The sequence below is a fragment of the Niabella sp. genome, assembly GCF_030150205.1.
Lineage (GTDB): Bacteria > Bacteroidota > Bacteroidia > Chitinophagales > Chitinophagaceae > Niabella.
The window spans coordinates 57735-83757 of sequence record NZ_JASLGT010000025.1; the positions used below are offsets into that span (position 1 = coordinate 57735).

General features: G+C 46.4%; 26 protein-coding genes. 11 read left to right on the forward strand and 15 right to left on the reverse strand.

The window, feature by feature from the left end; all coding sequences use genetic code 11:
• Positions 1-11 precede the first annotated feature (11 nt).
• The 10 genes from araA to Q1V85_RS19215 all read right to left on the reverse strand — a co-directional run bounded on the left by araA (position 12) and on the right by Q1V85_RS19215 (position 11568).
• A complete protein-coding gene (gene araA, locus Q1V85_RS19170; protein ID WP_300602179.1) occupies positions 12-1514 on the reverse strand; it encodes an L-arabinose isomerase in 1503 nt (500 codons plus the stop codon).
• Positions 1515-1538: 24 nt separating this feature from the next.
• On the reverse strand, positions 1539-2234 hold the full coding sequence (araD, locus tag Q1V85_RS19175; RefSeq protein WP_300602180.1) for an L-ribulose-5-phosphate 4-epimerase AraD: 696 nt from the start codon (positions 2232-2234) through the stop codon (positions 1539-1541).
• Between the two features lie 2 nt (positions 2235-2236).
• The gene (locus Q1V85_RS19180; protein ID WP_300602181.1) at positions 2237-3907 is read right to left on the reverse strand and encodes a ribulokinase; all 1671 of its coding nucleotides are present in this window, start codon (positions 3905-3907) and stop codon (positions 2237-2239) included.
• 79 nt (positions 3908-3986) lie between these two features.
• Positions 3987-4643 (reverse strand): HAD family phosphatase, encoded by a 657-nt coding sequence (locus tag Q1V85_RS19185; protein WP_300602182.1) that lies wholly within the window; start codon positions 4641-4643, stop codon positions 3987-3989.
• 558 nt (positions 4644-5201) lie between these two features.
• Positions 5202-6170: a glycoside hydrolase family 43 protein gene (locus Q1V85_RS19190; protein WP_300602183.1), complete on the reverse strand. Its 969-nt coding sequence runs from the start codon at positions 6168-6170 to the stop codon at positions 5202-5204.
• 54 nt (positions 6171-6224) lie between these two features.
• A complete protein-coding gene (locus tag Q1V85_RS19195; RefSeq protein ID WP_300602184.1) occupies positions 6225-6644 on the reverse strand; it encodes a hotdog domain-containing protein in 420 nt (139 codons plus the stop codon).
• A 121-nt stretch (positions 6645-6765) separates the two neighbouring features.
• Complete coding sequence (locus tag Q1V85_RS19200; RefSeq protein WP_300602185.1) at positions 6766-8841, reverse strand: cytochrome c biogenesis protein CcdA; 2076 nt, start codon at positions 8839-8841, stop codon at positions 6766-6768.
• Between the two features lie 156 nt (positions 8842-8997).
• The gene (gene rfbD / locus Q1V85_RS19205; RefSeq protein ID WP_300602186.1) at positions 8998-9867 is read right to left on the reverse strand and encodes a dTDP-4-dehydrorhamnose reductase; all 870 of its coding nucleotides are present in this window, start codon (positions 9865-9867) and stop codon (positions 8998-9000) included.
• A gap of 1 nt (position 9868) precedes the next feature.
• Entirely contained in the window at positions 9869-10417 is a 549-nt protein-coding gene (gene rfbC, locus Q1V85_RS19210) for a dTDP-4-dehydrorhamnose 3,5-epimerase (protein ID WP_300602187.1), read from the reverse strand.
• 26 nt (positions 10418-10443) lie between these two features.
• On the reverse strand, positions 10444-11568 hold the full coding sequence (locus tag Q1V85_RS19215) for a DegT/DnrJ/EryC1/StrS family aminotransferase (protein ID WP_300602188.1): 1125 nt from the start codon (positions 11566-11568) through the stop codon (positions 10444-10446).
• A 115-nt stretch (positions 11569-11683) separates the two neighbouring features.
• Here Q1V85_RS19215 and Q1V85_RS19220 point away from each other — a divergent pair, with 115 nt between their 5' ends.
• A complete protein-coding gene (locus tag Q1V85_RS19220; RefSeq protein WP_300602189.1) occupies positions 11684-12940 on the forward strand; it encodes a glycosyltransferase N-terminal domain-containing protein in 1257 nt (418 codons plus the stop codon).
• On the opposite strand, the gene Q1V85_RS19225 is transcribed toward Q1V85_RS19220, so the two are convergent.
• A complete protein-coding gene (locus tag Q1V85_RS19225) occupies positions 12916-13659 on the reverse strand; it encodes a hypothetical protein (protein ID WP_300602190.1) in 744 nt (247 codons plus the stop codon). The genes Q1V85_RS19220 and Q1V85_RS19225 overlap by 25 nt on opposite strands.
• 93 nt (positions 13660-13752) lie before the next feature.
• On the opposite strand from Q1V85_RS19225, the gene Q1V85_RS19230 reads away from it, so the two are divergent.
• The 10 genes from Q1V85_RS19230 to plsX all read left to right on the forward strand — a co-directional run bounded on the left by Q1V85_RS19230 (position 13753) and on the right by plsX (position 20203).
• The gene (locus Q1V85_RS19230; protein ID WP_300602191.1) at positions 13753-14322 is read left to right on the forward strand and encodes a thymidine kinase; all 570 of its coding nucleotides are present in this window, start codon (positions 13753-13755) and stop codon (positions 14320-14322) included.
• 47 nt (positions 14323-14369) lie between these two features.
• Complete coding sequence (locus tag Q1V85_RS19235) at positions 14370-14594, forward strand: hypothetical protein (RefSeq protein WP_300602192.1); 225 nt, start codon at positions 14370-14372, stop codon at positions 14592-14594.
• Positions 14560-14955 (forward strand): PIN domain-containing protein, encoded by a 396-nt coding sequence (locus tag Q1V85_RS19240; RefSeq protein WP_300602193.1) that lies wholly within the window; start codon positions 14560-14562, stop codon positions 14953-14955. Before Q1V85_RS19235 ends, Q1V85_RS19240 begins: the two co-directional genes overlap by 35 nt.
• A gap of 3 nt (positions 14956-14958) precedes the next feature.
• Positions 14959-15609 carry a heme exporter protein CcmB gene (locus Q1V85_RS19245; RefSeq protein ID WP_300602194.1) on the forward strand — a complete coding sequence of 217 codons (651 nt, stop codon included), beginning with the start codon at positions 14959-14961 and terminating at the stop codon, positions 15607-15609.
• A 231-nt stretch (positions 15610-15840) separates the two neighbouring features.
• Positions 15841-16536 (forward strand): cytochrome c biogenesis protein CcsA, encoded by a 696-nt coding sequence (gene ccsA, locus Q1V85_RS19250; RefSeq protein ID WP_300602195.1) that lies wholly within the window; start codon positions 15841-15843, stop codon positions 16534-16536.
• The gene (locus tag Q1V85_RS19255) at positions 16533-16748 is read left to right on the forward strand and encodes a CcmD family protein (protein ID WP_300602196.1); all 216 of its coding nucleotides are present in this window, start codon (positions 16533-16535) and stop codon (positions 16746-16748) included. The genes ccsA and Q1V85_RS19255 overlap by 4 nt, the downstream gene beginning before the upstream one ends.
• A 55-nt stretch (positions 16749-16803) precedes the next feature.
• On the forward strand, positions 16804-18222 hold the full coding sequence (locus Q1V85_RS19260) for a Glu/Leu/Phe/Val dehydrogenase (RefSeq protein ID WP_300602197.1): 1419 nt from the start codon (positions 16804-16806) through the stop codon (positions 18220-18222).
• Positions 18223-18357: 135 nt separating this feature from the next.
• Positions 18358-18909: a DUF177 domain-containing protein gene (locus Q1V85_RS19265; RefSeq protein WP_300602198.1), complete on the forward strand. Its 552-nt coding sequence runs from the start codon at positions 18358-18360 to the stop codon at positions 18907-18909.
• A 50-nt stretch (positions 18910-18959) separates the two neighbouring features.
• Positions 18960-19154: a 50S ribosomal protein L32 gene (gene rpmF, locus Q1V85_RS19270; protein ID WP_231003212.1), complete on the forward strand. Its 195-nt coding sequence runs from the start codon at positions 18960-18962 to the stop codon at positions 19152-19154.
• A 98-nt stretch (positions 19155-19252) separates the two neighbouring features.
• Complete coding sequence (plsX, locus tag Q1V85_RS19275; RefSeq protein WP_300602199.1) at positions 19253-20203, forward strand: phosphate acyltransferase PlsX; 951 nt, start codon at positions 19253-19255, stop codon at positions 20201-20203.
• An 861-nt stretch (positions 20204-21064) separates the two neighbouring features.
• Here plsX and Q1V85_RS19280 read toward each other — a convergent pair.
• The 4 genes from Q1V85_RS19280 to Q1V85_RS19295 form a co-directional block, all read right to left on the reverse strand.
• On the reverse strand, positions 21065-22468 hold the full coding sequence (locus Q1V85_RS19280) for an MBL fold metallo-hydrolase (RefSeq protein WP_300602200.1): 1404 nt from the start codon (positions 22466-22468) through the stop codon (positions 21065-21067).
• An 82-nt stretch (positions 22469-22550) separates the two neighbouring features.
• Positions 22551-23033, reverse strand: a complete 483-nt coding sequence (locus Q1V85_RS19285; RefSeq protein ID WP_300602201.1) for a DUF4442 domain-containing protein — start codon at positions 23031-23033, stop codon at positions 22551-22553.
• A 23-nt stretch (positions 23034-23056) separates the two neighbouring features.
• Complete coding sequence (locus tag Q1V85_RS19290) at positions 23057-23554, reverse strand: thioredoxin family protein (protein WP_300602202.1); 498 nt, start codon at positions 23552-23554, stop codon at positions 23057-23059.
• Between the two features lie 47 nt (positions 23555-23601).
• Complete coding sequence (locus tag Q1V85_RS19295) at positions 23602-25992, reverse strand: TonB-dependent receptor (protein WP_300602203.1); 2391 nt, start codon at positions 25990-25992, stop codon at positions 23602-23604.
• Between the last annotated feature and the right edge of the window lie 31 nt (positions 25993-26023).

Consider the following 26023-nt stretch of genomic DNA (forward strand, 5'->3'; position numbering starts at 1 on the left):
AACATTGTTTGTTAACTTTTATGCAACTGGTAATATACATCACTCCAGCGCAGTTCGTTTTTAAATTGATACAGATCTGTTTTTTGGTTGATCAATACACATTCGATTCCGGCCATACCGGCAAAATCTTCCAGGTGCTCGGCGGTAAGGTTTTGCGAATAGCAGGTATGATGTGCTCCGCCTGCAAGGATCCATGCCGCACAGCCGGTATGCATATCCGGGTAAGGTTTCCAGAACACCCGGGCTACCGGCAACCTGGGCAGGTCCTGCGAAGGTGCCACCGCTTCCACTTCATTTACCAATAACCGGAACCGGTTGCCCATATCCATCAGCGATGCATTTAATGCCGGACCTCCTGCCACATTAAACACCAATCGCACCGGGTCGGCCTTTCCTCCGATCCCCAGCGGGTGGATCTCGCAGGAAGGTTTGCCGTTTGCAATACTGGAGCAGATCTCCAGCATATGCGATCCCAATACCAATGGCTCCCTGGGATCAAAATGATAGGTATAATCTTCCATAAAGGAATTTCCGCCTTCCAGTCCGGTTGCCATCGACTTCATTGCCCGTACCAATGCCGCGGTTTTCCAATCGCCCTCTCCAGCAAAACCATACCCCTGCTCCATCAGGCGCTGCACTGCAATGCCTGGTAACTGAACCATGCCATGCAGGTCTTCAAATGTATCCGAAAACCCTTTAAAATTGCCCTGTTCCAGGAACTGTTTTAAGCCCAGTTCAATACGTGCCGCATCCAGCAGTGACTGGTATTGCGCACCGTCTTTTTTCAATTGCTCCGAAACATGATAGCTGTCCAGGTATAGCTGTGCCAGCTCCTGTGTTTCCTTTTCACCTACCTGGTTCATCACCGCTACCAGGTCGCCGATGCCATGGGTATTTACACTATAACCGAATTTGAGCTCTGCTTCTACCTTATCACCGTCCGTTACAGCCACATAACGCATATTATCGCCAAAACGTACAAAACGTGCGCCCTGCCAATCGTGCCAGCCGATCGCAGCCCGGCTCCATGCGGCAATACGATCCAATACCTGGTCATCTTTCCAATGCCCTACTACTACTTTCCGGTGCTTGTTCATCCGGCTCAGCATAAAGCCAAATTCCCGGTCGCCGTGGGCCGATTGATTGGTATTCATAAAATCCATATCGATCGTACTCCAGGGTATGTCCCGGTTGAACTGGGTATGAAACTGGAGCAATGGTTTATGAAAGATCTTGAGTCCGTTGATCCACATTTTTGCAGGAGAAAACGTATGCATCCACGCAATGATGCCGATACAGGATTTATTAAAGTTGGCCTCCGCAAATACCTGGTGGATCTCTTCCGGCGTTTTTACGGTATCCTTCCAAACCAGCTTAACGGGTATTTTTGAGGTGGCGTTCATGTGCTGAACGATCTCCTGCGAATGTGCCGCTACTTCCTTTAAGGTTTCGGCGCCATAGAGATGCTGGCTCCCGGTTACAAACCATAGTTCTAATTGCTCCAGATTGATCATAATGTATATTTTCGGTATCGTTGATTATTGTCCGTAATAGCTATCGGGCCCGTGTTTACGCTGATAATGCTTATCCATCAGTGCTTTTTTCAACAGCGGCACCTGGGGATTGATCTGCTCAGTCAGATAGGCCATTTTGGCCACCTGTTCCAGCACGGCGCTGTTGTGCACCGCCTTCGCTGCATTTTCCCCCCAGGTAAAGGGTGCATGGTTCCCAACCAGGATCATTTCAACCTCCCGGTAATCCAGACCGTTCTCTTTAAAATGATTCAGTACCTGGTGCCCCGTCTGCACTTCGTATTCCCCCTGTATCATTGCATCATCCATGGGAAACGCGCAGGGAATATTTACGATATTATAATCGGCATGCGTGGTTCCGTAAATGGGGATGGCCCTTAGCGACTGGGCCCATGCGGTTGCATAGGTTGAATGTGTATGCACAATACCACCGATCTCCGTCCAGTGTTTGTACAGCACTGCATGCGTTTGCGTATCGGAACTGGGATTCAGCACCCCGTCTACGGTTTTGCCATCAAAGTCCACCACCACCATCTTCTCCGGGGTAAGGTCTGCATAAGCTACCCCGCTGGGCTTAATGGCAAATACGCCTTCGGAATGATCCGCCTCACTGGCATTTCCAAATGTAAAGAGCACCAGTCCCAGTTCGGGAAGCTGCATATTGGCTTCATATGCCTTCCGGCGGATCACTTCGTATTTCATTATTACAAATTATTATGTTCTAAAAAGGCACCTGTTTTTTTATAGGTCTCCATCCGTTCTTTATAATATGCATGCCGTTCGGCGTTGGGAAAATACTCTTTGTCAAATCCCTGTCCCATAGCCGTCATGGCGTCTTCTACCGTTGGGTAAATGCCTGCAACCGTTGCGGCAAACATGGCGGCGCCAATGGCACAGGTCTGCTCCGAACGGTGAATACGGATCGGCATGTTCATTACATCCGCCATTACCTGCATGATATAGGCCGATTTCCGCGCCACGCCGCCCACACCAATCAGTCCCTTTATTGGTACCCCTTCTTCCTCAAAACGATCTACAATGGCCTTGGCCCCAAAACAGGTGGCCTCCACCAGGGCTTTGAAGATCCTGGGGGCATCTGTTCCCAGGCTTAGTCCCGTTAATGCACCATGCAATAACTGGTTGGCATCGGGTGTTCTGCGTCCGTTCAGCCAGTCAATTGCAAACGGATCATTGGGCTCCAGCGGTAGTGCCGCTGCCGCTGCGGCAAGTGCGGGTAATATCCGGCTTTCTACTTCATCGGCCAGTGCGCCGGCAGCCGATTCCGGTAATTCGCTGCTTTCCTTTAATAACCGCAATGGCCAGGCCAGCACATTTTTAAACCAGGCATAAGCGTCGCCAAAAGCACTTTGTCCCGCTTCCAGCCCAATCATACCCGGTATCACCGATCCCGTTACCTGTCCGCAAATGCCCTTTACTGTTTTATTATCCGAAAGATCTTCAGCCGGCACTACCAGCATATCGCAGGTAGACGTTCCCATTACTTTGCTCAGATGATACGGTTCTATTTGTCCGCCCACCGCGCCCATATGCGCATCCATGGCACCGATCCCAACTACTACATCGGTTGTAAGCCCCAGCCTTGCTGCCCATTCGGCACAAAGTGTTCCGGCAGCTTCATCGGCGGCATAGGTTGTTGCCGGCAGGTGCGCTACAAACCCATCCAGCACCGGGTCGAGCGTTGCAAAAAAATCATTGGGCGGAAAACCGTTAAAAGCTTCGGACCACAAGGCCTTATGCCCTGCCGTGCACACGCCTCTTTTTAATAGCTGTATATCATTGCCGCCGGTGAGCAGGAAGGGCAGCCAATCTGCATGCTCTACCCAGCTGGCGGTATGTTTTCTTACCGTTTCGTCCGTTTTAAAAATATGCAAGAGTTTTGCCCAGTACCATTCACTGGAATAGATGCCTCCCACATACTGGAGAAAATTGGTTTCGAACCGTTCTGCATGTTTATTAATGGCTGCAGCTTCCGCTGTAGCAGTATGATCCTTCCAGAGCACAAACATGGCATTGGGATTGTCTGCAAACTCCGCAGACAGTGCCAGGGGCTGCCCTTGCTGATCAACGGCCACCGGGGTTGACCCGGTAGTATCTACAGAAATCCCTTTGATAAGTGCTGCAATAGCTGGACCAGCCTTTTGGACGCAATCTTTTATGGTTGCTTCCAGTCCCTCAATATAATCCAGCGGATGTTGCCGGAACTGGTTTTTAGACGGTATACAATACAACCCCTGTTTCCAGCGGGGGTATTGAAATACGGCGGCCGCCACCTCTTCGCCGTTTAATGCATTTACAATAACAGAGCGGACGGAATCCGTTCCAAAATCCACCCCGATTACGTATGCTTCTTTCATGGACTACGATCGTTTAAAAGTTAAAAATACAATTTATTTTCAATAATTGTAAAACCGACATTTAATTTTTCAAACCGGTTTACAATAGCGTCAACAGCTGCTTATCCGTATAATCCGGAGCAAAAAACAGGATATTATCCTGCGTGCCGAATTGTTCCGGCTGGTGCCCCGTCGTAAAAATGACGGCATCCATTCCTGCATTTGCAGCGGCCTCCGCCCCCTTGGGAGCATCTTCAAACACCAGGCAATCGGCAGGTGCCACTTGCAGCAACTGCGCGCAGCTGAGAAAGGTTTCGGGATCGGGCTTGCTTTTCAGTACATCGTTGGCCGTTACGAGGGCTTTAAAATAAGCGCGGATACCCAGTCCGTCCAGCACAAAATCAACATTGAACGGTATGGCCGCCGTACCAACGGCCATCGGAATGCCTTTTGCAGCAGCGGCTTTTAAAAAATCACCCAGTCCGGGCAACAGGGCCAAATGAGGAAGATACGCTTCCTGGTAAAGCTGTTCCTTGCGCAGGGAAAGCGCCTGTTTCTCTTCTTCGCTAAATCGTTCGGGGCCAAAAATGCGGTCGAGCAGCTCGCTGTTCTTACCATACATATGCTGGTTGACCGCTTCCCGGCTCATGCCGGCGCCCAGATCCTGGTTCAGGATCCGGAACCAGGCTTCTTCATGAAAGGCCATATCATCGATAATGGTTCCATTCAGATCAAAAATAAATGCTTTATATCTCATTGCTTTAACGTTTCAGCACGTAAGATACACAGAAATTCCGGAGTTTCCGGCACCCGTTAACTAGCCGGTTTTGCAGTTCCGGGTAAGTCTTTAAATAAGTGGCAACTGTTCCAGGATCTATCAGACGATCATATACATGGATGCTGAAAAAATTGTCAGAGACCTGCGACATCAGGTATTGAGGAGCAGCCCATACGATCGTCGTGCTGTGTTTCCTGTTTGCGCTGCGAAATCAGCCAGGTGATCAATCACTTCTGTCATCATCCTGAATTTTGACAGGCACGCCCAATGAATGAAGCAATCAGAAACGCGCGCAGCATTACGCTGAAGATGTTATCCCCCGACTTGCGGGATCCATCCCTGCTTCGTTATGCCGGGCGCAATAATGTGAAGCCGGGGCATCTCAGTAATACGAGACTATCCCGGCATTGAGCGCCCCTTCCGCTCCTTCCGCTTGCAGCAGAATGCGGTCAGGTGACGAAAGAATGTTCTGGGATCGTACATCGATTTTATAAATATAAATCGAATGCGATATGCTTACTCTTTCAATAAAAACAATCAGAGCGGGCGCGGCGGCACCCCTTTGTTGGTTAATTTAACCGGTTGTATAGAGCCATCCTTATTGAAATAAAGATGCTCAATACAGGTTTCGCGGGAGTTACCATCTTTTTCGGTAAGCGGACGGCGATGATAGATAATATACCATTCATCTTTGCCTGGCACCTGGATAACCGAATGATGCCCGGCGCCCGTTGCAATATCGGGATCCTGTTGCATGATCTTTCCTACCCGCCTGAAGGGCCCCAGGGGTGAATCGGCTACGGCGTAGGCCACACTGTAATCCGGACCGGTCCACCCCCCTTCGGACCACATAAAATAATACTTTCCTTTGCGGATAAACATTACCGGTCCTTCCACATATTTTTCCGGTGTGATCTCTTTAAATACCGTACCGTCTTTAAAGGGTATAAATCCTGTAAAATCGTCCTTTAACCGTGCGATATTGCAATGCCGCCATCCTCCGTAAATAAGGTAATAAGCACCATCCTTATCTTTAAATACAAACTGGTCAATGGGCTGTGCGCCGTTATGAAACCGGTCTACCAGCGGATGGCCCAGGTAATCCTTAAAGGGTCCTTCTGGTTTTGACGCCACGGCAACGCCGATGCCTCCCGTTTGCTGATCGTTCTGGATATCGTTGGCACCAAAAAACAAAAAGTACTGATCCTTCTTTTTTACAATAGCTGGCGCCCAAAGTGCCCGCCGGGCCCATTTTACATCAGCAGTATCCAGGATTCTTTCATGCTTTTTCCAGTGCACGAGGTCTTTGGAAGAAAATGCATCCATAAACACCTGTTTATTATAGGGCGCAGAAAACGTAGGATAGATCCAGTAGGTCTTATCAAAGATCACCCCCTCCGGGTCGGCATACCAGCCCGGGAAGAGCGGATTACCTGAAAATTGTTTCTGTCCATGTGCAATGGTGGCTATAAGGATCCACGTCAGCAGCAGCATCTTTTTTTTCATACGCTTTTTCATTTAAACCGTTCCCCGGTTGCTTAATGCCGGGGTAAAGGGCGTTTATTTCAACAATCGTTCGGCCACAAAGGTAATGGCGGTTTTACCATGCGGGACCGGTTTACCATTTTTATCGAGGTTTACAAAAACCATCCGGTCAATGGAAAGAATGGGTTCATGCGTCATTTTATTTCTTACTTCGCAGCGGAGCGTAAGCGAGGTATTTCCAAACTTTGTAGCCACAATACCGATCTCAATGATATCGCCCTGACGGGGAGCCGCTATGAAATTGATCTCAGAAATAAATTTGGTCACTACATGCGTATTCTCCAGCTGAATGATGGCATATAAAGCCGCTTCTTCGTCGATCCACTGCAACAGGCGCCCGCCAAACAGCGACTGGTTGGGATTGAGATCCTCCGGCTTCACCCATTTACGGGTGTGAAACCGCATTTCATGTTCATTATACATTTTATCGTCCATAACAGACCTGGTGCTGGTTTAAAAATTTAATGTATCCATACAATGATCGCATTGTCTTAAGGCTACAACCACTTATCCCGCAAGATCGCCTTGCGGCCCCGGTTAATATACAGATAAATTTTTAAACCGGTTTTAAGGATTTCTTTTTTTTGTACTCCGCAACCACCTTTTCCAGGTGTGCTTTAAAGCGACCTTTGAGATCAGGAAGCGGGTCATACGGGAAACCATCTTGCACCAAACGTTCTTCTTTTCCATCCAGGAAAAAGTAGAAAGGCTGTGTATTTGACCCGAAACGCGATATCTGTATATCGGTGTTCAGCTCGCCCAACGTTTCAATCTTTTTTCCAAGCTCTTTCGACTGATATTGTTCCGATTCAGGTATATCAACATCATTGTGCACATCCACAAATAAAGAAGCGATTACAAATTCTTCTTTCAACAATTTCATCACCTCCGGGTCGCTCCATACCTGGGCTTCCATTTTCCGGCAGTTTACACAGTTGATCCCTGTAAAGTCCAGCATCAGCGGCCTTTTCAGCTTACGTGCTACTTCCAGCGCTTCTTTATAGTCAAAATATGTAACAAGTCCATTATTAACGACTACATCCGGCTCATTTTTTTTCATGATCCCGGCATATTTCACCGGTTCGGGTAAGCCGCCGGTATAATGGGCGGTATTCCCTGTTTTTGCTGACTGACTTATCAGCGATTTTAAATCAACTCCGGAAGGCAAATCATCGGCATTAAAATCCTGGGTGCCCATCGGTGGCAAAAATGTGCCCAGTCCTTTTAATGGCGCACCAAACAATCCCGGGATAAGATATATTACCATAAAGAAAGATGCAATCGCAAAGGACAGCCTTGTTACCGTAAGATAAGGCAGCCCAAAATCATTCTTGGGTAGCTCATCATCATGCTTGAACTTCAGCTTACCCAGCAGGTATAAACCCAATAAAAGGAAAATCACTACCCATAATACAATAAAAATTTCCCGGTCCAGGATCCTCCAGTTTTTTGCCAGATCGGCGTTAGAGAGAAATTTAAGTGCAAGCGCCAGCTCCACAAATCCCAGTGTAACCTTAATTGTATTCATCCATCCGCCGGGTTTACTTAAACTATTTAACCAGGAGGGGAAAAATGCAAATAACGCAAAGGGGATGGCCAAAGCAAACGAAAAACCAAAGAAGCCGACCAACGGACCGATATAGCCGCCTTTAAAAATCATGGGCAACAGAAACCCAAGTATCGGACCGGTACAACTAAATGAAACGATCACCAGTACAAGGGCCATGAAAAATATTCCCAAAAAGCTGGATGTATTGGCTTTTGCGTCGGCCTTATTGGACCAGGAAGAAGGAAGTGTAATCTCAAAAGCTCCCAAAAATGAGATCCCGAACATTAAAAACAAAACAAATATAACAAGGTTGAAGATCCAGTTTGTAGAGATATTGTTCAATGCTGCCGGCCCCCAAATGAGCGTTATCAAAAAACCAATGAACGTAAATATAAATACGATGGAGGACGAATAAATTAATGCATTTTTTCTTCCCTCGGCCTTGGTTTTACTCCGTTTAGTAAAGAAACTTACGGTAACAGGAATCATTGAATATACACAAGGCGTAAGTAATGCCAGCAATCCACCGCCAAAGGCCGCCAGGAATATCCAGATCAATGATTGGTTGGCGTTTGCGCCGTCTCCGTTTTTAGTACCGGTACCTGCAGACGCCCTATCCGGTGCTTCTACATTTTTTACATAAAACTTAAACGCTGCCTCTAAAGGCGTAAAAGTACCTTCGGCCTGATACATATAGGTACCCGTTCCCTTTATAACAGTACTATCGCCCTTTTTCAGGTTGATGACCTGTATCCATTGTATGGAATCTTTTGAAAACGAAACAGGGGCATTCAGCACGGAGTCCGTTTGCTGCAGCAGGTTGCCTTTTTGAACAAGACTGTCTTTCAAATACGGCGTTGCGGTGCTATCGAAAACAACCATCGAAAAGACGTCTTTATTTTGAGGGGCCTGAAGACCAAACAGCTTTACATCTGCTCCTTTTACATAAGCCGTAATGGTTAAGCGGATTTCATTTTCGCCTGTCTGCTGTTGCCCGTAAGAAAGCGCTACTTTGGAGCTATCCTGCGCCGTCGCCAATAAAAAGAGAAAAAAAAGAGGGAAGGCCAATAAGATCCGCTTCATACATTTTTGTTTAATGGTAAGATCAGCAAATTTATATAAACAAAAAACGTGAACAAATGTTACGAAACCAACAGGTCTTTATTTACATAATATTGAAAAGAAGTTGCATTCGGGTTAAGAAACACTAACAGTAACAACCTTTTATGAAAAATAATTTCATTGGACGAGTATTTTGATACATTCTGTTAAACTACTCTCCCAGTAGGGTGTACGTACTTTATAGGTCTCTTTTATCGAAGTAGTGTCTAAAACCGAATAGGCCGGCCGTTTTGCGGGTGTGGGATACGCTTCGGAAGGAATAGGACTTACGATACAGGAACTGTGTATATTTTCCTTTATCGCAACGGCAAAGTCATACCAGCTGATCACCCCTTCATTGGTATAATGGTAGGTGCCCGGAACCCAGGAAGAAGCGGCAATAATATCCAAAATAGCATGAGCCAGGTCCCTGGCGTAAGTTGGTGCTCCAAACTGATCATTTACCACACTGATGGCCGGCCGCTCGTTCATCAGCCGCATCATTGTTTTTACAAAATTCTTTCCGAATGCAGAATATACCCAGGCCGTCCGGATAACCACCGCATCTGTATACCGGTGCGCCAGCTGCTCCCCTTTTAACTTGGTAGCGCCATAAACACTGAGCGGGTTTGTGGCACTTTCCGGCTTATAGGGCGTGGAAGCAGTTCCGTCAAAAACATAATCTGTCGAAATATGAATGAATCTGGTACCATGCGCAGCGCAGGCCCTGGCCAGATAGCCCACTGCCGTAGCATTGACGCTTTCAGCGATTGCGGCTTCCGCCGGTTCTTCTGCCTTATCAACCGCCGTATACGCAGCACAGTTAATGCAATAATCCGGCTGAACTGCCTGGAAATATCGTTGAATCGCATCCTCATCGGTGACCGGCAGCCGGTTACGATCGGCAAAATCAATGGTTATGGCGCTATAGCCGGCGGCTATTTCCCTGATTTCGGTGGCCAGCTGGCCGTTTGCTCCGGTTACTAAAACCTTAACTGGTTTGTGCATCTTAAAAATTATTCAGCGACGCTTTAAACGATGGAAGCGCCCGGTCTTTTTCTGAAAGGATCTGCTGCGCTTCCGGTATCTGCCAGTCAATAGCCAGGTCCGGGTCGTTATAAATAATACCGCCCTCGCTTTCTTTATGATAGAAGGCATCACATTTATAAAGTACCGTTGCGGTGGCGCTTAAAACAGAAAACCCGTGAGCAAATCCGTGGGGGATCAGCAATTGTTTTTTATTGTCCGCAGATAACTCCACGGAAAACGCATGACCATAAGTGGGCGAATGCTTCCGCACATCAACGGCCACATCCAGGATCGCTCCGTGAAGTACCCGCACCAGCTTGCATTGAGCATTCGGATTTAGCTGGTAATGCAGTCCGCGTATAACCCCATACACCGAGTGCGACTGGTTATCCTGTATAAACCCGTGTTGCAGACCGGCCTGTTCAAAAACAGACTGGTTATATGCTTCGAAAAAATGTCCCCTCGTATCTACAAAAACACGGGGTTCAAACAATAAGAGGTCTTTAATAGTCGTGGGGGTAATGGTCATTGTAAGAAAAATAAGTCCGGTTGGATTTAGATGATCGATAACACGGAGTCCGTAATAAATTTCAGCTGCTCTTCGTCCATCTCCGTATGAATCGGCAGTGAAATAACGCGTTCCGTTAAATAAGCGGTCAGCGGCAGCTCCAGTGCGCCTACGCCAAATTGCTCAAACATCTTTTGTTTGTGTGCAGGCACGGGATAATAGATCATGGACGGAACCCCTTTTTGATCCAGCTGCGTTTTAAATGCATCCCGGTTTACGCCTTCCAATATAATAGTATACTGATGATACACATGTTCCGAATTGGCCGCTTTGAACGGTGTGATAATTTTATCGGTTGCGGCAAAGGCCCTGTCATAATAAGCGGCCACCTCCTGCCTTGCTTTGCAATAATCATCCAGATAGGCCAGCTTTACATTCAGGATCGCTGCCTGGATGCTGTCGAGCCGGCTGTTACAACCCACCACTTCATGATAATAGCGTTCCTTCTGTCCGTGATTAGCAATCATGCGCAGTTTTTCTGCCAATGCATCATCATTGGTACACAGTGCGCCGCCATCGCCAAAGGCGCCCAGGTTCTTACTGGGATAAAAAGAGGTACAACCGATATGCCCGATGGTGCCTGTTTTTTTTGAAGTTCCGTCTGAGAAATGAAAATCGCAGCCGATGGCCTGTGCATTATCCTCTACCACGGCCAGGTTGTATTTTCCGGCGATCTTCAGAATGGCTTCCATATCTGCAGACTGTCCATATAAATGTACCGGAACAATGGCTTTTGTTTTTGGAGTGATGGCCTTTTCAATGGCGGCCGGATCGATACAAAATGTTTTGGCATCCACCTCCACAAAAACGGGCGTCAGCCGCAGCAAGGCAATCACTTCCGTGGTGGCAATATAGGTAAAGGAAGGAGTGATCACTTCATCACCCGGTTGCAACCCCAGCGCCATCAGCGCAATCTGTAAGGCATCGGTACCATTGGCACAGGGGATCACATGTTTTGCACCTAAATAACCAGACAGGTTGTCGGAAAATTCTTTTACCGCCTTTCCGTTGATAAAGGCCGTGCTTTCCATTACATCCAATACAGCTTTATCTATCTGAGGTTTGATCTTATGATACTGAGAATGCGTATCAACCATATATAACGGTCTCATATATACATCTTTAATTGGGCTGCAAATGTAACTAAATTTACAGCAAACCAACGCAGTATTGCCGTTCGGTTTACGCTGCTTCACATTCCCTTACTACATTTGTAAAAAACAACAAGTGTCACGATTATTTTACCTGCTTTTTTTATATGCCTACCGGGCCGCGATCTTTATTGCTTCCTTTTTTAACAAAAAGGCGCGGCTGTGGATCTCCGGCAGAAAAGACATGCTTCACCGGCTGAAACAGGCGCTCGAAGGCAACACCGCTCCGGTCATCTGGATGCACTGCGCCTCCCTTGGAGAATTTGAGCAGGGACGCACCATCCTGGAAACGCTTAAAAAGGAATATCCGGGCCACAAGGTACTGCTTACCTTTTTTTCACCTTCCGGATACGAGATCCGGAAAAACTATGAACATGCTAATTGGGTTTTTTACCTTCCGCTTGACACGCCTTCCAATGCCCGGCAGTTCGTGCGGATCGTAAAACCCGCCCTGGCAATATTTGTGAAATATGAATACTGGTACCACCTGCTTCATGAACTGAAAAAAGCAGCAGCCCCCACCCTGCTGATCTCCGCACTGTTTAGGCCCAATGCCATTTTCTTCAAATCCTATGGGGGCTTCCACCGGAAAATGCTCCGGTGTTTTACGCATATTTTTGTTCAGGACAGCGAAAGCAAAGACCGGTTGAGTACCGTGATCCCCGCTGCAACCATTACCGTAGCCGGTGATACCCGGTTCGACCGCGTTGTGCAGATCGCATCTGGTTTCACTCCCATTCCGGCCATAGAAACCTTCCTGAACCGGCAACCGCAGCCCTTTGTGATCGTAGCCGGAAGCACCTGGCCCGAGGATGAAAAAAACCTGGCAGCCTACATAAAATTAAAAACCAGCAATACCTGCTTAATAATTGCTCCTCACGAAATTAATAAAGAGCACATCAATGAAATATTTACCCGGTTTCCGGAGGCATTGCTGTTTTCACAGCTCAAAGATGCACCACTTTTAAAAAGCGCTGTACTGATCATCGATAATATCGGGATGCTTTCCCGGCTCTATCATTACGCAACCATTACCTATATCGGAGGCGGGTTCAACAAGTCGGGGATCCACAATACCCTGGAAGCGGCCGTATTTTCCAAGCCAGTACTTTTTGGCCCTAACTATGAAAAATTTGCAGAAGCAAAGGCCCTTATAAAAAATAAAGGTGCTATTAGTTACATCACTGAAAACCAATTAATAAAATCTATCGATACATTTAAAGAAAACACCTCGCTCCTGCAACAATCAGGCATATCAGCGGGCCGGTTTGTAGCCGAAAATACGGGTGCTACGCAAATCATATCGGATTATATCCGCGAAAACCTGCGATAGATCAGCCGGTCGAAATATTCCACATCACGGTTACTGGTCCACCCAAGCTTGGTTTTTAGCTCGCGTTTTACCCAGTATTCCGCCTCATCCAATGTATCAAAATTGTTGATCGTTTTAATACTACGGTTATACATGATTTCATCCCCACGGAAAAGGTTTTTTACAAAACGCTCTTTATCGGTGTCTGAAATATCAATGGAAAGATTGTCGATCAACTGGGGCGAAGCCGTATCAGGCTGGGACACAGCGCTGGTGCCGCTCCCCGCTTTAGCACGCTTATTGGGGGCTCCGTATTGAATTTGCTGAAAAAGGGTCGGAACCTCAATCAGAGGGTCAAATAAACTGTTTTTTAACCCGTTAGAGGCTTTATCTGTTTTTTCAGAAGAGGCAGATTCTGCTGGTTCGGCATACATACCCGCTTCATGCTGCAATTGCAACAACCGCAGTTCTTCCTCGTCTGCTTCTTCCTCATTCAAACTGTCTAACTGAAAATATTCCCTTTCCAAACCATTCCGGTCTTTAATAATCAATCCCTGGGCAACCGGTGGTGTATTGGGTAAAAAAACCGCTACATTACTGCTCCCTAAAACCGCGGTTTCCTTCATAGCCCCGCTGATCTCCTTCTGAATCATCTGGGTGGTGATCAGTAATTGAGATAAATCTACCTTGTTATTAAATTGGGTTCTTAATTTTTCGATCAGTGCTTCTATTCGCTGCATTATCCTACTTTTGAACAATTATGGACACAATGTAACTATAGCAATATACAAATAACACTCCAAAAATTGTTTTAGTACCAATAAAAACAGCAGATGTTTATTGAACCGAATCTTACAGGAGACCGGCGCGGGTGGATCGAAGTCATTTGTGGCTCCATGTTTAGCGGTAAAACAGAGGAATTGATCCGGAGATTAAAGCGTGTAAAATTTGCCAACCTGAACGTTGAAATTTTTAAACCGGCGTTGGATACCCGTTATGATGAGGAGCGCATCGTTTCGCATGATACCAATGCGATTTTGTCTACACCCGTCGATAATTCCCAAAAGATCCTGCTGCTGGGCCAGGGTGCAGATGTAATTGGAATTGATGAGGCACAGTTCTTTGATCCGGAGCTCCCCGATGTTTGCGATCGCCTGGCCTACCACGGCATACGGGTCATTGTAGCGGGTTTGGATATGGATTTTACCGGAAAACCCTTCGGGCAGATGCCTTTTTTGCTGGCAAAGGCTGATTATATTACCAAACTGCATGCTATTTGCGTAAAATGCGGCAACATCGCCAATTACTCCTATCGTAAAATTCCGGATGATGAGCAGATCATGCTGGGCGCCACGGATGCCTATGAGCCCCGATGCCGCAAATGTTATTTTGATAAAGTTTAAATGCAAATAACCGGGGCAATTGGAGTTGATTTTTTTATCTTTGCAATATGGATGCCGTCAGAAAAATAGTTGAAAATTCATCAAATCCGCTTTCCATTGTTTTACCGAAAGAGTACGAAAACAGGAAACTGGAGATCATTGTATTGCCGCTGGATAATGACTCCCTTGCCAAAACTGAGAAAAAATATCACTTTGCTGATTTAGCCGGACAGTTGGAATGGGATGGAAATGCTTTAGATGAGCAAAAGAAACTCCGCGATGAATGGGAATAGCTATCTGTTAGACACCAATGCTGTTATCGGGCTCCTTAAAGGAAATGATTTCCTGGAAAACACACTTGAGAATGCAGATTGGGTAGGTATTTCGGTGATTTCAATCATAGAATTTTTCTCCTTTTCCCAGCTCTCCAACAACGACAAAATACTATTCAGAACATTTTTGGATCGCGTTGAAATTATAAATATGCCCGCAGAACCCAGGCTGTTAGAAGTTATAGGATCCTTTAAAATTGTAAACGGCCTCAAACTTCCGGATGCTGTTATAGCGGCGTGTGCAGATGAAAAAAAGTTGGTCCTGGTTACCAATGATGCTGATTTTAAAAAGGTTAAGGATCTGAAGCTTCTAACATTTTAAGTCATGCCGCATTCAATCACAACTTTAATAAAAAAAGATATTCTGTTGGAAATAAGACAACAGTATAGCTTTTATGGAATTCTATTATATATAGCAGCAACTGTTTTTGTACTCTTTCTCGTGATTGATGAACCGGAGGGAAATATCTGGAATGGCCTTTTCTGGGTGATCCAGCTATTTATCTGTATCAATGCGGTGGCCAAAAGCTTTTTGCAGGAAAGCCGGGGAAGGATGCTTTATTTTTATTCGATCGCCTCTCCTGTTCATTTTGTACTGGCCAAACTACTGTTCAATTCAGTATTGATGCTGCTGATGTCGCTGATCAGCCTGCTCCTCTTCTTTGCACTGCTTGGAAACCCGGTTCAAAAGATCCCTGCTTTTACCGGCCTGGTATTACTGGGGGGATGGAGCCTGAGCATGGTCTTTACGTTTTTGGCGGCTATCGCGGCAAAGGCGCAGCAAAACGCGGCTATTATGGCGATCCTGGGATTTCCGATCATTGTGCCACAGCTGATGCTGCTGATGAAAATTACCAATGCAGCATTTAACCCGGAGCTGACTATCCTGTGGAATGATATCGCACTGCTGGTAGCGCTGGATATATTGGTGGCCCTTCTTTCCGTGATCCTTTTCCCCTTTTTATGGAGGGATTAAGAGCGCAGGTGCCGGGCATACAACCACTGGAAATAACCCTTTTTGCAATACGCGTTCCGGCAAACATTCTGTTCTTTATTGATCAAAACCCACAGAAGGCAATCCGGGCCTTACTTAATTTCTATAAGAAGCCGGTTTTTGTTACGCAATTTGCAAATTTGGTTGAATAAACAACTTTACACTTACTTTTGTGTTTTGTAGAATACTAAGGTGTACTGTTAAGACTTGAATATGTATAAAACGTGGTGGAAAATCCTCTGTATCATCCTGTTGGTATACGCGCTTGTAGCCGGACTGCTTATTAAAGTTCCCAACCTCCCGATTCTTGGAGAAACCAGTCGTAACCTGTTTTACCATGTGGGTATGTGGGCTGCAATGATGGTGCTCTTTATCTGTTCGCTGGTGCATTCGATCCGGTACCTGCGCACCATGAACCTGAAATACGATATCGCCGCAAAAAATTATGCTACGGTGGGCATTTTCTTCGGTCTCCTGGGCTATGCCACCGGTGCCATCTGGGCAAGCTATACCTGGGCCGATCCGAACAACCCGGCCTTCCAGTCGTTCAGCGCAGTAGCGCGGGAGCCCAAGCTGATCGGAACTGCGGTGGCACTGCTGATTTATTTTGCCTACCTGATCTTAAGAGACTCTATAAACGACCTGGACAAACGGGCAAGGGTAAGTGCTGTATATAATGTTTTTGCCTTTGCCATGCTTTTCCCTACCATTTTTATCATCCCAAGATTACTCCCCAGCCTGCATCCCGGACAGGAAGGCAACCCTGCTTTAAATTTTAAAGATGTAAGTCCGCAGATGCGTATGGTAGAATACCCCGCCTTTATCGGCTGGGCCTTACTGGGCGTATGGATCGCCACATTAAAGATCCGGATCAATTTACTGAAAGAAAAATCGCTTTTGAAAAAATGAAAAAATCTATTACCCGTTTCTTCATCTTTATGCTGATGCTGGCGCTGCCCGGCCTGGCCATGGCGCAACCGGCTGAAGAATCTCTTATGAGAAGCAGTGGAAGAATTTATGTGGTTATTGCCGTATTGCTGGTGATCCTCCTGGGAATCTTTATTTATATGTTCCGGGTAGAAAAAAAGCTGAAAAAGCTGGAGCGGGAACCCGGGGAATAAGCCGGAACGGCCTCCGCAACGATTATATACATTGCTAATTTGAAAATATACAATTATGTCTGAAGTTCAGTACAACTTTTTTGAAGCCGTAGAAAAAAGCTTTCACCGGGCCTCCAAATTCACCAAATGGGATAAAGGATTGCTGGAGCAGATCAGTGCCTGCAATTCGGTATACCGGATGCGTTTTCCGATTAAACGTGAAAACGGATCCATTGAAGTGATCGAGGCTTATCGTGTACAACATTCACATCATAAAACACCCTGCAAGGGAGGGATCCGCTTTTCCATGCAGGTAACCCAGGATGAGGTAATGGCACTGGCTGCATTGATGACTTACAAATGCGCCATTGTGAATGTACCTTTTGGCGGTGGTAAAGGCGGTATCAAGATCGATCCCAAGAACTATACCCCCTACGAACTGGAAAAAATTACCCGCCGGTATACATCCGAACTCATCAAGAAAAACTTTATTGGTCCGGCAACAGATGTGCCCGCCCCCGACTATGGTACGGGTGAACGGGAAATGGCCTGGATCGTGGATACTTACAGCGCCATGAACCCGCAGGAGATTGATGCGGCCGGTTGCGTTACCGGGAAACCGGTAAGCCAGGGTGGTGTAAGAGGGCGCAGGGAAGCTACCGGGCTGGGCGTATTTTTCGGCATCCGGGAAGTTTGCAATATGCCGGAGGAAATGGAAAAACTTGGATTGGCAACAGGAGTAGCCGGTAAAAAAGTAATTGTACAGGGTCTTGGAAATGTGGGATATCATACCGCTAAATTTTTCCAGGAAGCCGGCGCACTGGTTGTAGGTATTGCCGAATATGAAGGTGGTATCAGTAATGAAAAGGGCCTGGATATAGAAGAAGTTTTCCAGCACCGGAAGCGTACCGGATCGATCCTTGACTTTGCCGGGGCTACCAATCATAGCCGCTCGCTGGAAACCCTGGAACTGGAATGCGATATCCTGATTCCTGCCGCACTTGAAAATGTGATTGATAAAAATAATGCCCCCCGCATCAAAGCAAAGATCATCGGTGAAGCTGCCAATGGGCCGTTAACACCGGAAGCAGATGAAATCTTTTTACAAAACAATGTACTGGTAGTACCGGATATGTATCTGAATGCCGGCGGTGTTACCGTTTCTTATTTTGAGTGGCTCAAAAATCTTAGTCATGTACGGTACGGCCGCCTGGAAAAAAGATTTACCGAAAACGTAAATACCACCATCCTGGAGGAGCTGGAACATCTTTCCGGTAAAAAAGTGGCAGAAAAAAACCGTAAAATGATCATGCACGGAGCCGATGAAGTAGATCTTGTATACAGCGGATTGGAAGAAACCATGATTGGCGCCACCCGTGAAATTATGGAAGAATGGCGGAATAATCCCGAAATACCGGATATGCGTACAGCGGCTTATGTAGTGGCAATCAACAAAGTAGCCACCACTTACGCCGAGCTGGGCATCTTCCCGTAGCCGGCAACATGATCCTGTAAGTTTTAAAAAACAATACAGGTTCCATCGATTTTTTAAAACTTGTCCACTGCCGATTAGGCAGTTTCAGATTATTTGCATACCTTTGCATCCCTAAATACAGGAAGGAGTTGAGCCATGGCTTACCGAAGAGAGTATGATATCGCCTTTGTGGGTTTAAAACCGGGAGTTCATGAGTTCAACTATGAAATAACAGACAGGTTCTTTGAGGCATTTCAACAGCAGGACTTTACAAATTGTAAAGCACAGATAAAGCTTTCGCTTGATAAAAAAAGCAGCTTTATGATGCTGAAGTTTGAGATAGGCGGCAAACTCGATGTGGTTTGCGACCGCTGCAACAACACGATCTCCATGGACCTTTGGGATGAATTCGTTATCACTGTGAAAATGGTGGAAGACCCCGAAGTGATGAATGACCAGGAAGAAGACCCCGACGTATATTATATCGGCCGGGGCGAAAGTCATCTGAACCTGGAGAACTGGATTTATGAGTTCATAAATCTAAGCATACCGATGTACAAGACCTGTGGTTTTGATAATGCTGACGGGCCTCAATGTAATCCTGAAGCGTTGAAAATGCTGAATAAACTGGAAGCTGAAGTTAAATCCAAAAAGGACAGCAATCCGCTTTGGAAGGATCTGGAAAAATTCAGGGACCTGGACAATTAGTTGTGTAAAAAGAAGAAATAATAATTTAGAACTATTTAATTTCATTAGTTATGCCAAATCCTAAACGCAGGCACAGCCAGCAAAGAAGCGCAAAACGCAGGACTCACTATAAAGCAACTTCTACTACCTTAACCACAGATGCGGCTACCGGCGAAACGCATGTACGCCACCGCGCTTATGTAAATGAAGGGAAACTGATTTACAAAGGAAAAGTTGTTGCTGAAAAAGCACCTTCAAAAGCTTAAAAAAAACGTTAAGTACCGTTTACTTAACTTGTTCATTCCAAATTCATTGACGACCTTTGGTTGGTAATGCATTTGGAATTTTTAATTTTAGTCCGTATATGATGAATATTGGTATTGATACAATGGGTGGAGATTTTGCTCCGCTTGAGGCTTTGCGTGGGATTAAAAAATATCTTTCCGAAAACAAAAGCGGAGCAGTACAACTTACCCTGTTTGGCGATGAGGCCGCATTGAACGAAATCATCGCAGCGGAAGCGATTCCAACCGGCAATATCCGGATCGTTCCTACCACACAGGTCATCGATATGCAGGAACATCCTACGAAGGCCTTAAAAGAAAAACCCCACTCCTCCATTTCCACCGGGTTTCAATACCTGGCACAGGGTAAAACGGATGCCTTTATCAGCGCCGGCAATACCGGTGCCATGCTGGTGGGTGCATTGTTCAATCTCAAAACCATTGAAGGAATCCTTCGCCCGGTGATCTCCTCCATCATTCCCAAACAGGGCGGTCGCACGGGCCTGATCCTGGATGTAGGATTAAACGCCGATTGTAAGCCGGAACAGCTGAACCAGTTTGCAACCCTTGGTTCTGTTTATGCCCGGCATATCCTGGAAATTGAAAACCCAAAGGTTGGGCTGGTAAATGTTGGAGAAGAAGAAGGCAAAGGCAATCTTTTAACCCAGGGTGCCTATCCCCTGCTTAAGGCCAACAATGCCATCAATTTTATTGGCAATATTGAAGGGCGGGATACCTTTAATGAAAAGGCAGACGTAATGGTTTGCGATGGATTTACGGGTAACATCATCCTGAAACTGGCAGAATCGATCTACGATATTTCAAAGACAGAAGGACTAACCAATGCTTATTTAGATCGTTTCAATTTTGAGATCTATGGCGGTACGCCGGTGCTCGGCATTGAGAAGCCGGTCATCATCGGGCACGGTATTTCAAAAGCCACTGCTTTTTGCAATATGATTTATGTAGCGGAAAAAATGCTGCAGACCGGCGTGTTGCAAAAATTAAAAGAAGCGGTGCAGCAAAGCTAAACACATCAAGAGGTCTATTTCTTTACTGAAAGACACCGTCTCAAAAAGCCGTTTATAACGTGATGTCACTCTGAGTTTTTGATAGGTGAGCCTAATCAACGAGGAGATGACAACTGTTTCCGAAAAATCGGAATATTTCAAGTTCGTGCTTCTTTCTCTTTCCACTTTTCCAGTCGATGAAAAGTGGAGCAAAAATCTTGTCCGCCAGGAGGTGAATCCCGCCAGTCTGTTCTTCACCAAGAGGCGGGACCAGGGAAACCGGCGCTTCAGGCTTTGGCGACGGGCCACACACGTGCCCACGCTGTCCGCCGCCGCCATTCCGCTTGATTTCCCTTTTCACTGCCCGGCGGACTACCTTCTAAGAAAGAACACATTCCTATTATTGTTTCACTTTCATCGGGTAGATTCTATCTATAATGACTCCGGAACGGAATAGTATCTACTGCAATTAGCAAGATCCGCAGCGGATCTTTTTTCAAAAAGAGATCCTGGTCGTAAAAAAGCAGCGCAGTAAGTGTTGTACAATAAGCAGGCAGCAAGCGCTTTAACCAACCCTTTCAGAAAAGGAGTAAAGCTGCTTTTCGATCCGGGTGTGCAGTGCGTGGCCGGCCAAAAGGCGGAGCAATCTTTTGGCCTTGACTTTTGCTCCACTTTTTGTCAAGAAAAAGTGGAAAGAGAAAAGAAAGGAACGTGATTGGATCACCAACGCATCATACAATCTGTCATTGGCAGTTCTTTATTTGTGAGCACAACATCAACGAGGCGATGACAAAATACGCTTACGGTCACCCTGAACTTGTTTCAGGGTCTATTGTAACGATCCACATAGAAGCTGTCTTCCAAATCAGTATATGTTCCAAATTATCCCAACCCTATCTCGAAATGCCGCTCGGGGATCAGCACGTCTACAAATCCTTTTTTAACCAACCGTTGCTTAAACGCTACCTGTACATCGGGTTCGCCATGTACCAGGAATAATTGTTTTACTGCCTGGGGGTTCTGACAGGCCAGCCATTGGCTCATGTCTTCATAATCGCCGTGCGCACTCATGCTCCGGATCTGCCCGATCTCAGCATTTACCTGGTGCTCCACTCCAAAAATGCCCACTTCTTTTGCACCGCCAAGGAGCCGTCCGCCCAATGAATGCGGTTCGCAGTACCCGGTCATTACAATGGCGTTGCGGGAGTTTTCAATATTATTGCTGATATGGTGCTTTACCCTTCCGGCATCGGCCATCCCGCTTGCGGAAATAATAACCAGCGGGCCATTCTTAAAGTTCAGCGCCTTGGATTCATCCACCGATTTTATATACGTTAACCCGGGGAACATAAACGGATCATCGTCATTCTTCAATACATTTTGAATTTGCCGGTTAAAGTATTGGGGAAACCGTTTTACCACATCGGTGGCTTCAATGCTTAGCGGGCTATCTACATAAAACGGAATTTTCGGAAGCCGGTTTTCCGCCTCCAGCTGGTTCAATGCATACAAAATTTCCTGTGTACGCCCCACACTGAAAGCTGGAAAAATGAGTTTCCCTTTCCGCTCCACGCAAACTTTCTGAATCCACTCCAGCAACATCTCCGGGGTATCCTTCACATCTTCATGCAGGCTGTTGCCATAGGTAGATTCCATAATGATATAGTCTGCCTGCGGAAATACCTCCGGCGATCGCAGGATCACATCCCGGTAACGCCCCAGGTCGCCACTAAACGTAATATGGGTCTCTTTCCCTTCTTCCTGGATGCGGAGGTTCACGCATTCGCTGCCAATGATATGACCGGCGTCGGTAAACATCGCCTTTACACCATCTGTTACTTCAAACCAGGTACCATACTCTCTTGTTTCAAACAATTCCATTGCCTTCTTTGCATCCTCAAGGGTATATAACGGTTGCAACAGATCCGGGGCCATCCCCTGTCTTTTCTTTTCCATAAAACGCATATCGCTCTCCTGGATCTCCGCACTGTCCATCAGCAAAATATTCGTAAGATCCTTTGTGGCAGGTGTGCAGAAGATGGTTCCATGAAAGCCTTGCTTTACCAGGCGGGGGATCAATCCCGAATGATCGATATGTGCATGGGAAAGGATCATTACATCCACCTCACTGCTAATAAAACCAAAGTCCCGGTTCAGCGCGTCCGTCTGGTCGCCCAACCCCTGGTACATTCCACAATCCAATAATACCTTTTTTCCATTCTTCAGGGTAATGAGATGTTTAGACCCTGTCACTGTTTGTGCGGCACCATGAAAAGCGATCTTCATATTTTTTACTTTATTGTTGGATAAGATTTTTATACAACAAGATAAAAAAAGAATTTCACATCCGGGATCATTTATTATTTCTTTAACCTGTGCGGGCTTTGAACGACCAGGTGATGTGAAAGGTAGCTACCGGCACGCCCGCTTCATTCACACCTGTGGAAGTTGCTGTAAACTGTTGGGGCTGGTTTTGATCAATGGCGTTTTGAACGGTCTTACGCAACGCGTCTCCATCTTCACAGGTAAAAAACGTATGGCCTGTTGCCTTCTTAAAAAACGTTGCCTCCAGCTTTACCACCAGCAGGGCTACTTTTACAGGACCCGCTGAAGCAGCCGCCATAGCCAGTACACCGGTGCTCATTTCTGCAGCCATTGCCAATGCCGCAAAATAGGTAGAGCGAAACGGATTTTTATTCATCCATTTATACGGAATGCTAACTACACACCGCTGCGGGCTTACCTCGCGGATGCGTAAACCTGCAAACAACGCCAACGGCAGTTTCGACAACAAAAACATCCTGAATTTTACAGGATGTTTTAAGATCTTAAAAAACGAAGTGGTATTCATACAACAGATTTAGGTCCGGAAATTCACTCCTTATATTTTTCGGGTTTTAGCGCATCCGGTGTCCAGTTGGTTAAGAAGTCCGACACTTTTTCTGTGCTATATCCCTTCCCATCTTCCAGGTATGCGGAGTTCTGCGTATGGATCCGTTTGCCCTCTTTATCCAGTACCAGGAACACCGGGAAGCCAAAGCGCTGCGGATAACCATATGTTGCCAGAACGGGCAGGTTCTTATTCTCTTTGCTGTAATTCAGATGATACACTACATAGGATCGTTTCAGGATGGAATCGGCGGTTGGATCCGTTTTTGTAAATTGATCAAACCTTGCGCACCAGATGCACCAGTTGCCGCCTATTTGTACCAGCACATGTTTGTTTTCCCTTTTTGCCTGCGCTACCGCCTTCCCGATCCCCACCTGTGCATTGGCAGCCGGGTCATAGGCACGAAATGGCTTTTGTTCCTGCGCCTCCACTGCCGCAACTGAAAGTAAAAGAACGGCTGAAAATAAAAATTGCGTTATCATTATTTATTGCAGATTATATTGCTGCAACAAATATAACTACAGATCGCCTATTTAACTTTCCAGGAAAACGGCAGGATCAGCCGGGCCGTAAAATTCCGGCCCATATTGAATACACCCGTACGCCCGGTTACAGGATTTTCCGGAGCATATTTTAACCGGCTCAGGTGCTGCTGATAGGCCACATCACCGATATTGTTCACTGCCAGTACAAGGGTGGCTCTTTTTTCTCCGCCCCAATATATATCGCTTCCCAGCCCGGCGTTAAAAAGGGTGTAACCCGGCGTGGCCGTTTCGGTATTGTAACCGGAAAAGAAATGATCCTGGGCCCCTACATTGTCCATCTCCACTTTTGCATAAAAATTGCGAAGGGATTTTAATTGTGTTGGAAACTCTGCCCGCAGCTCCGTCAGCAGCCGCAGGGGTGCAATCAGCGGCAGGTTATCGGAACCATCCACTGCTTTGGTAAACAGGCCCCTTGTCCAGCTAAAGGTATTTTCAAAATGCAGCCAATCCAACGGGTGCGGGTGTATGTCCAGCGTGGCTTCCAGTCCGTACAAACGGGCATTTTGTTGTGTAAACTTATAAGCCGTAACACCATCCATTACCGAATCGCTTCCCGAACCGGTGAGCAGTTTCTGATAATAAATATAGTTGTTGATCAGGTTTAAATAGGGTGAAATATTGAGGGAAACGTGTTGGGTATTTACATCCAGCCCCAGATCAAATGCATAGGCATCTTCGCTTTTCAGGTTCTGGTCACCCATCTCATACCGGAAGGTACCTTCATGCACACCGTTTGCGGCCAGCTCCGCCATATTGGGTGCGCGAAACCCTTTGCCTATATTTGCTTTCAGGGTTACCTGCTCACTCAGATCCTGCGCCAGTCCGATGCTACCGGAAAAACTGGATAGCTTTTTTGTAAACGGCTGAAACTTTTCCTCACCATCTTCCATTGTAAGTTTACTATCTATTGTACGATGATCATACCGCAGGCCGCCGCTCAGGGTGGTGTTTTGAATGGTTTTCGTGGTATATCCATAAACCCCGATATCAAACAGCTGGTAATCCGGGATCAGCGCTTCCTCCGCACGGTTCTCATTTTGCTGCCGCATACCATTAAGACCAAATGATGTTTTCCAGCCATTCATAACGGGCCAGTGGTAGGCCGCTGCATAATTGATGGTCTTTAAATCAAAATAGGCCTGCGGAACCGTGGGACTTTCGATCTCCCCGAATTCCTGCCGCTGATTACGCTGAAAGCCTACCAGGGCCGTAATGCGGCTTCCGTTGTCGAACGTAAAATTATTGTCCAGCGCAATCTTCAAATGCCGGATCCGTTGATTGGGAATCAGCGGACTTTTACCTTCCGTCAATTGCTTACTTCCGGCATCATATCCGTCCAGTACAAAGTGCCCTTCGTCATCACGTTCGCCTTCCACCAGTCCCAGGTGCTGATCAAAGTTTGAAAAAACCAGGTGGGTATACCCCCAGTGTTTGTTCAGGCCCAGGTAACCGCCCACATTCTTTTCATTAAAGCGGCTGTTGAGCACGTTTCCGTCGTATTTGTTTTTGTAGTCACCCGCACTTTTAATGCTTCCATACGCATTCCAGTTAAACCCGTTGATGTTTCCAGCCACATTGGCGTAGCCGCCCTGCATATTATTATTGTTGTTGAGGCTTCCGGAAAGGTTGGCTTTAATGGTATTATCCGGAACGGGGATATTGGTTTGTATGTTCAGCACACCTCCGATGGCGTCGCTGCCATACATCAGGGAAGCCGGTCCCCGGAGGATCTCGATTTTTTGTGCACTGTACTCATCTACTTCGATACCGTGTTCATCGCCCCACTGCTGCCCTTCCTGGCGCATGCCATCGTTTAGCGTAACCACCCGGTTATAACCAAGCCCCCGGATAGAAGGCTTTGCAATTGCCGGTCCGGTAGTAATAATGGCTACCCCGGGTACTTTTGCCACCGCATCCAGCAATCCTGTTCCGGAAGATTGCTGCAAATCTTTTTGCGATAAAACGGAAATATGGGTGGGTGTATGTTTAAGCTGTGTAGAGGCCGACACGCCGGTAACCACCACGGCGTCATTTTCAACCACCGATAATTTCAGTTTAAAATCGAGCACTGTTGGGCCATTGATCACTACTGTGCCCACAAACGACCGGTACCCTATAAAAGATACGGAAACGGTATACCGCCCGTTCGGTAAAGAACGGATTGCATAAACACCGTCTTTACCGGCGGTAACATCTATTTTTAAATCGGGAAATGAAATGGTGGCCTCCGGCAATGGCTGGCCTGTGGCATCGTCTGTTACTACACCTTTAAGCGATCCCGCCGGTGCTATATCTTTTTTGATAACCGGGGCGGCATAGCCCATCATAAAAACGAACCATTGAAGGACAACAAGTCCCAATATTTTTTTTTGCATCACTATATTTAATAAATGGAAAAATGTGGTC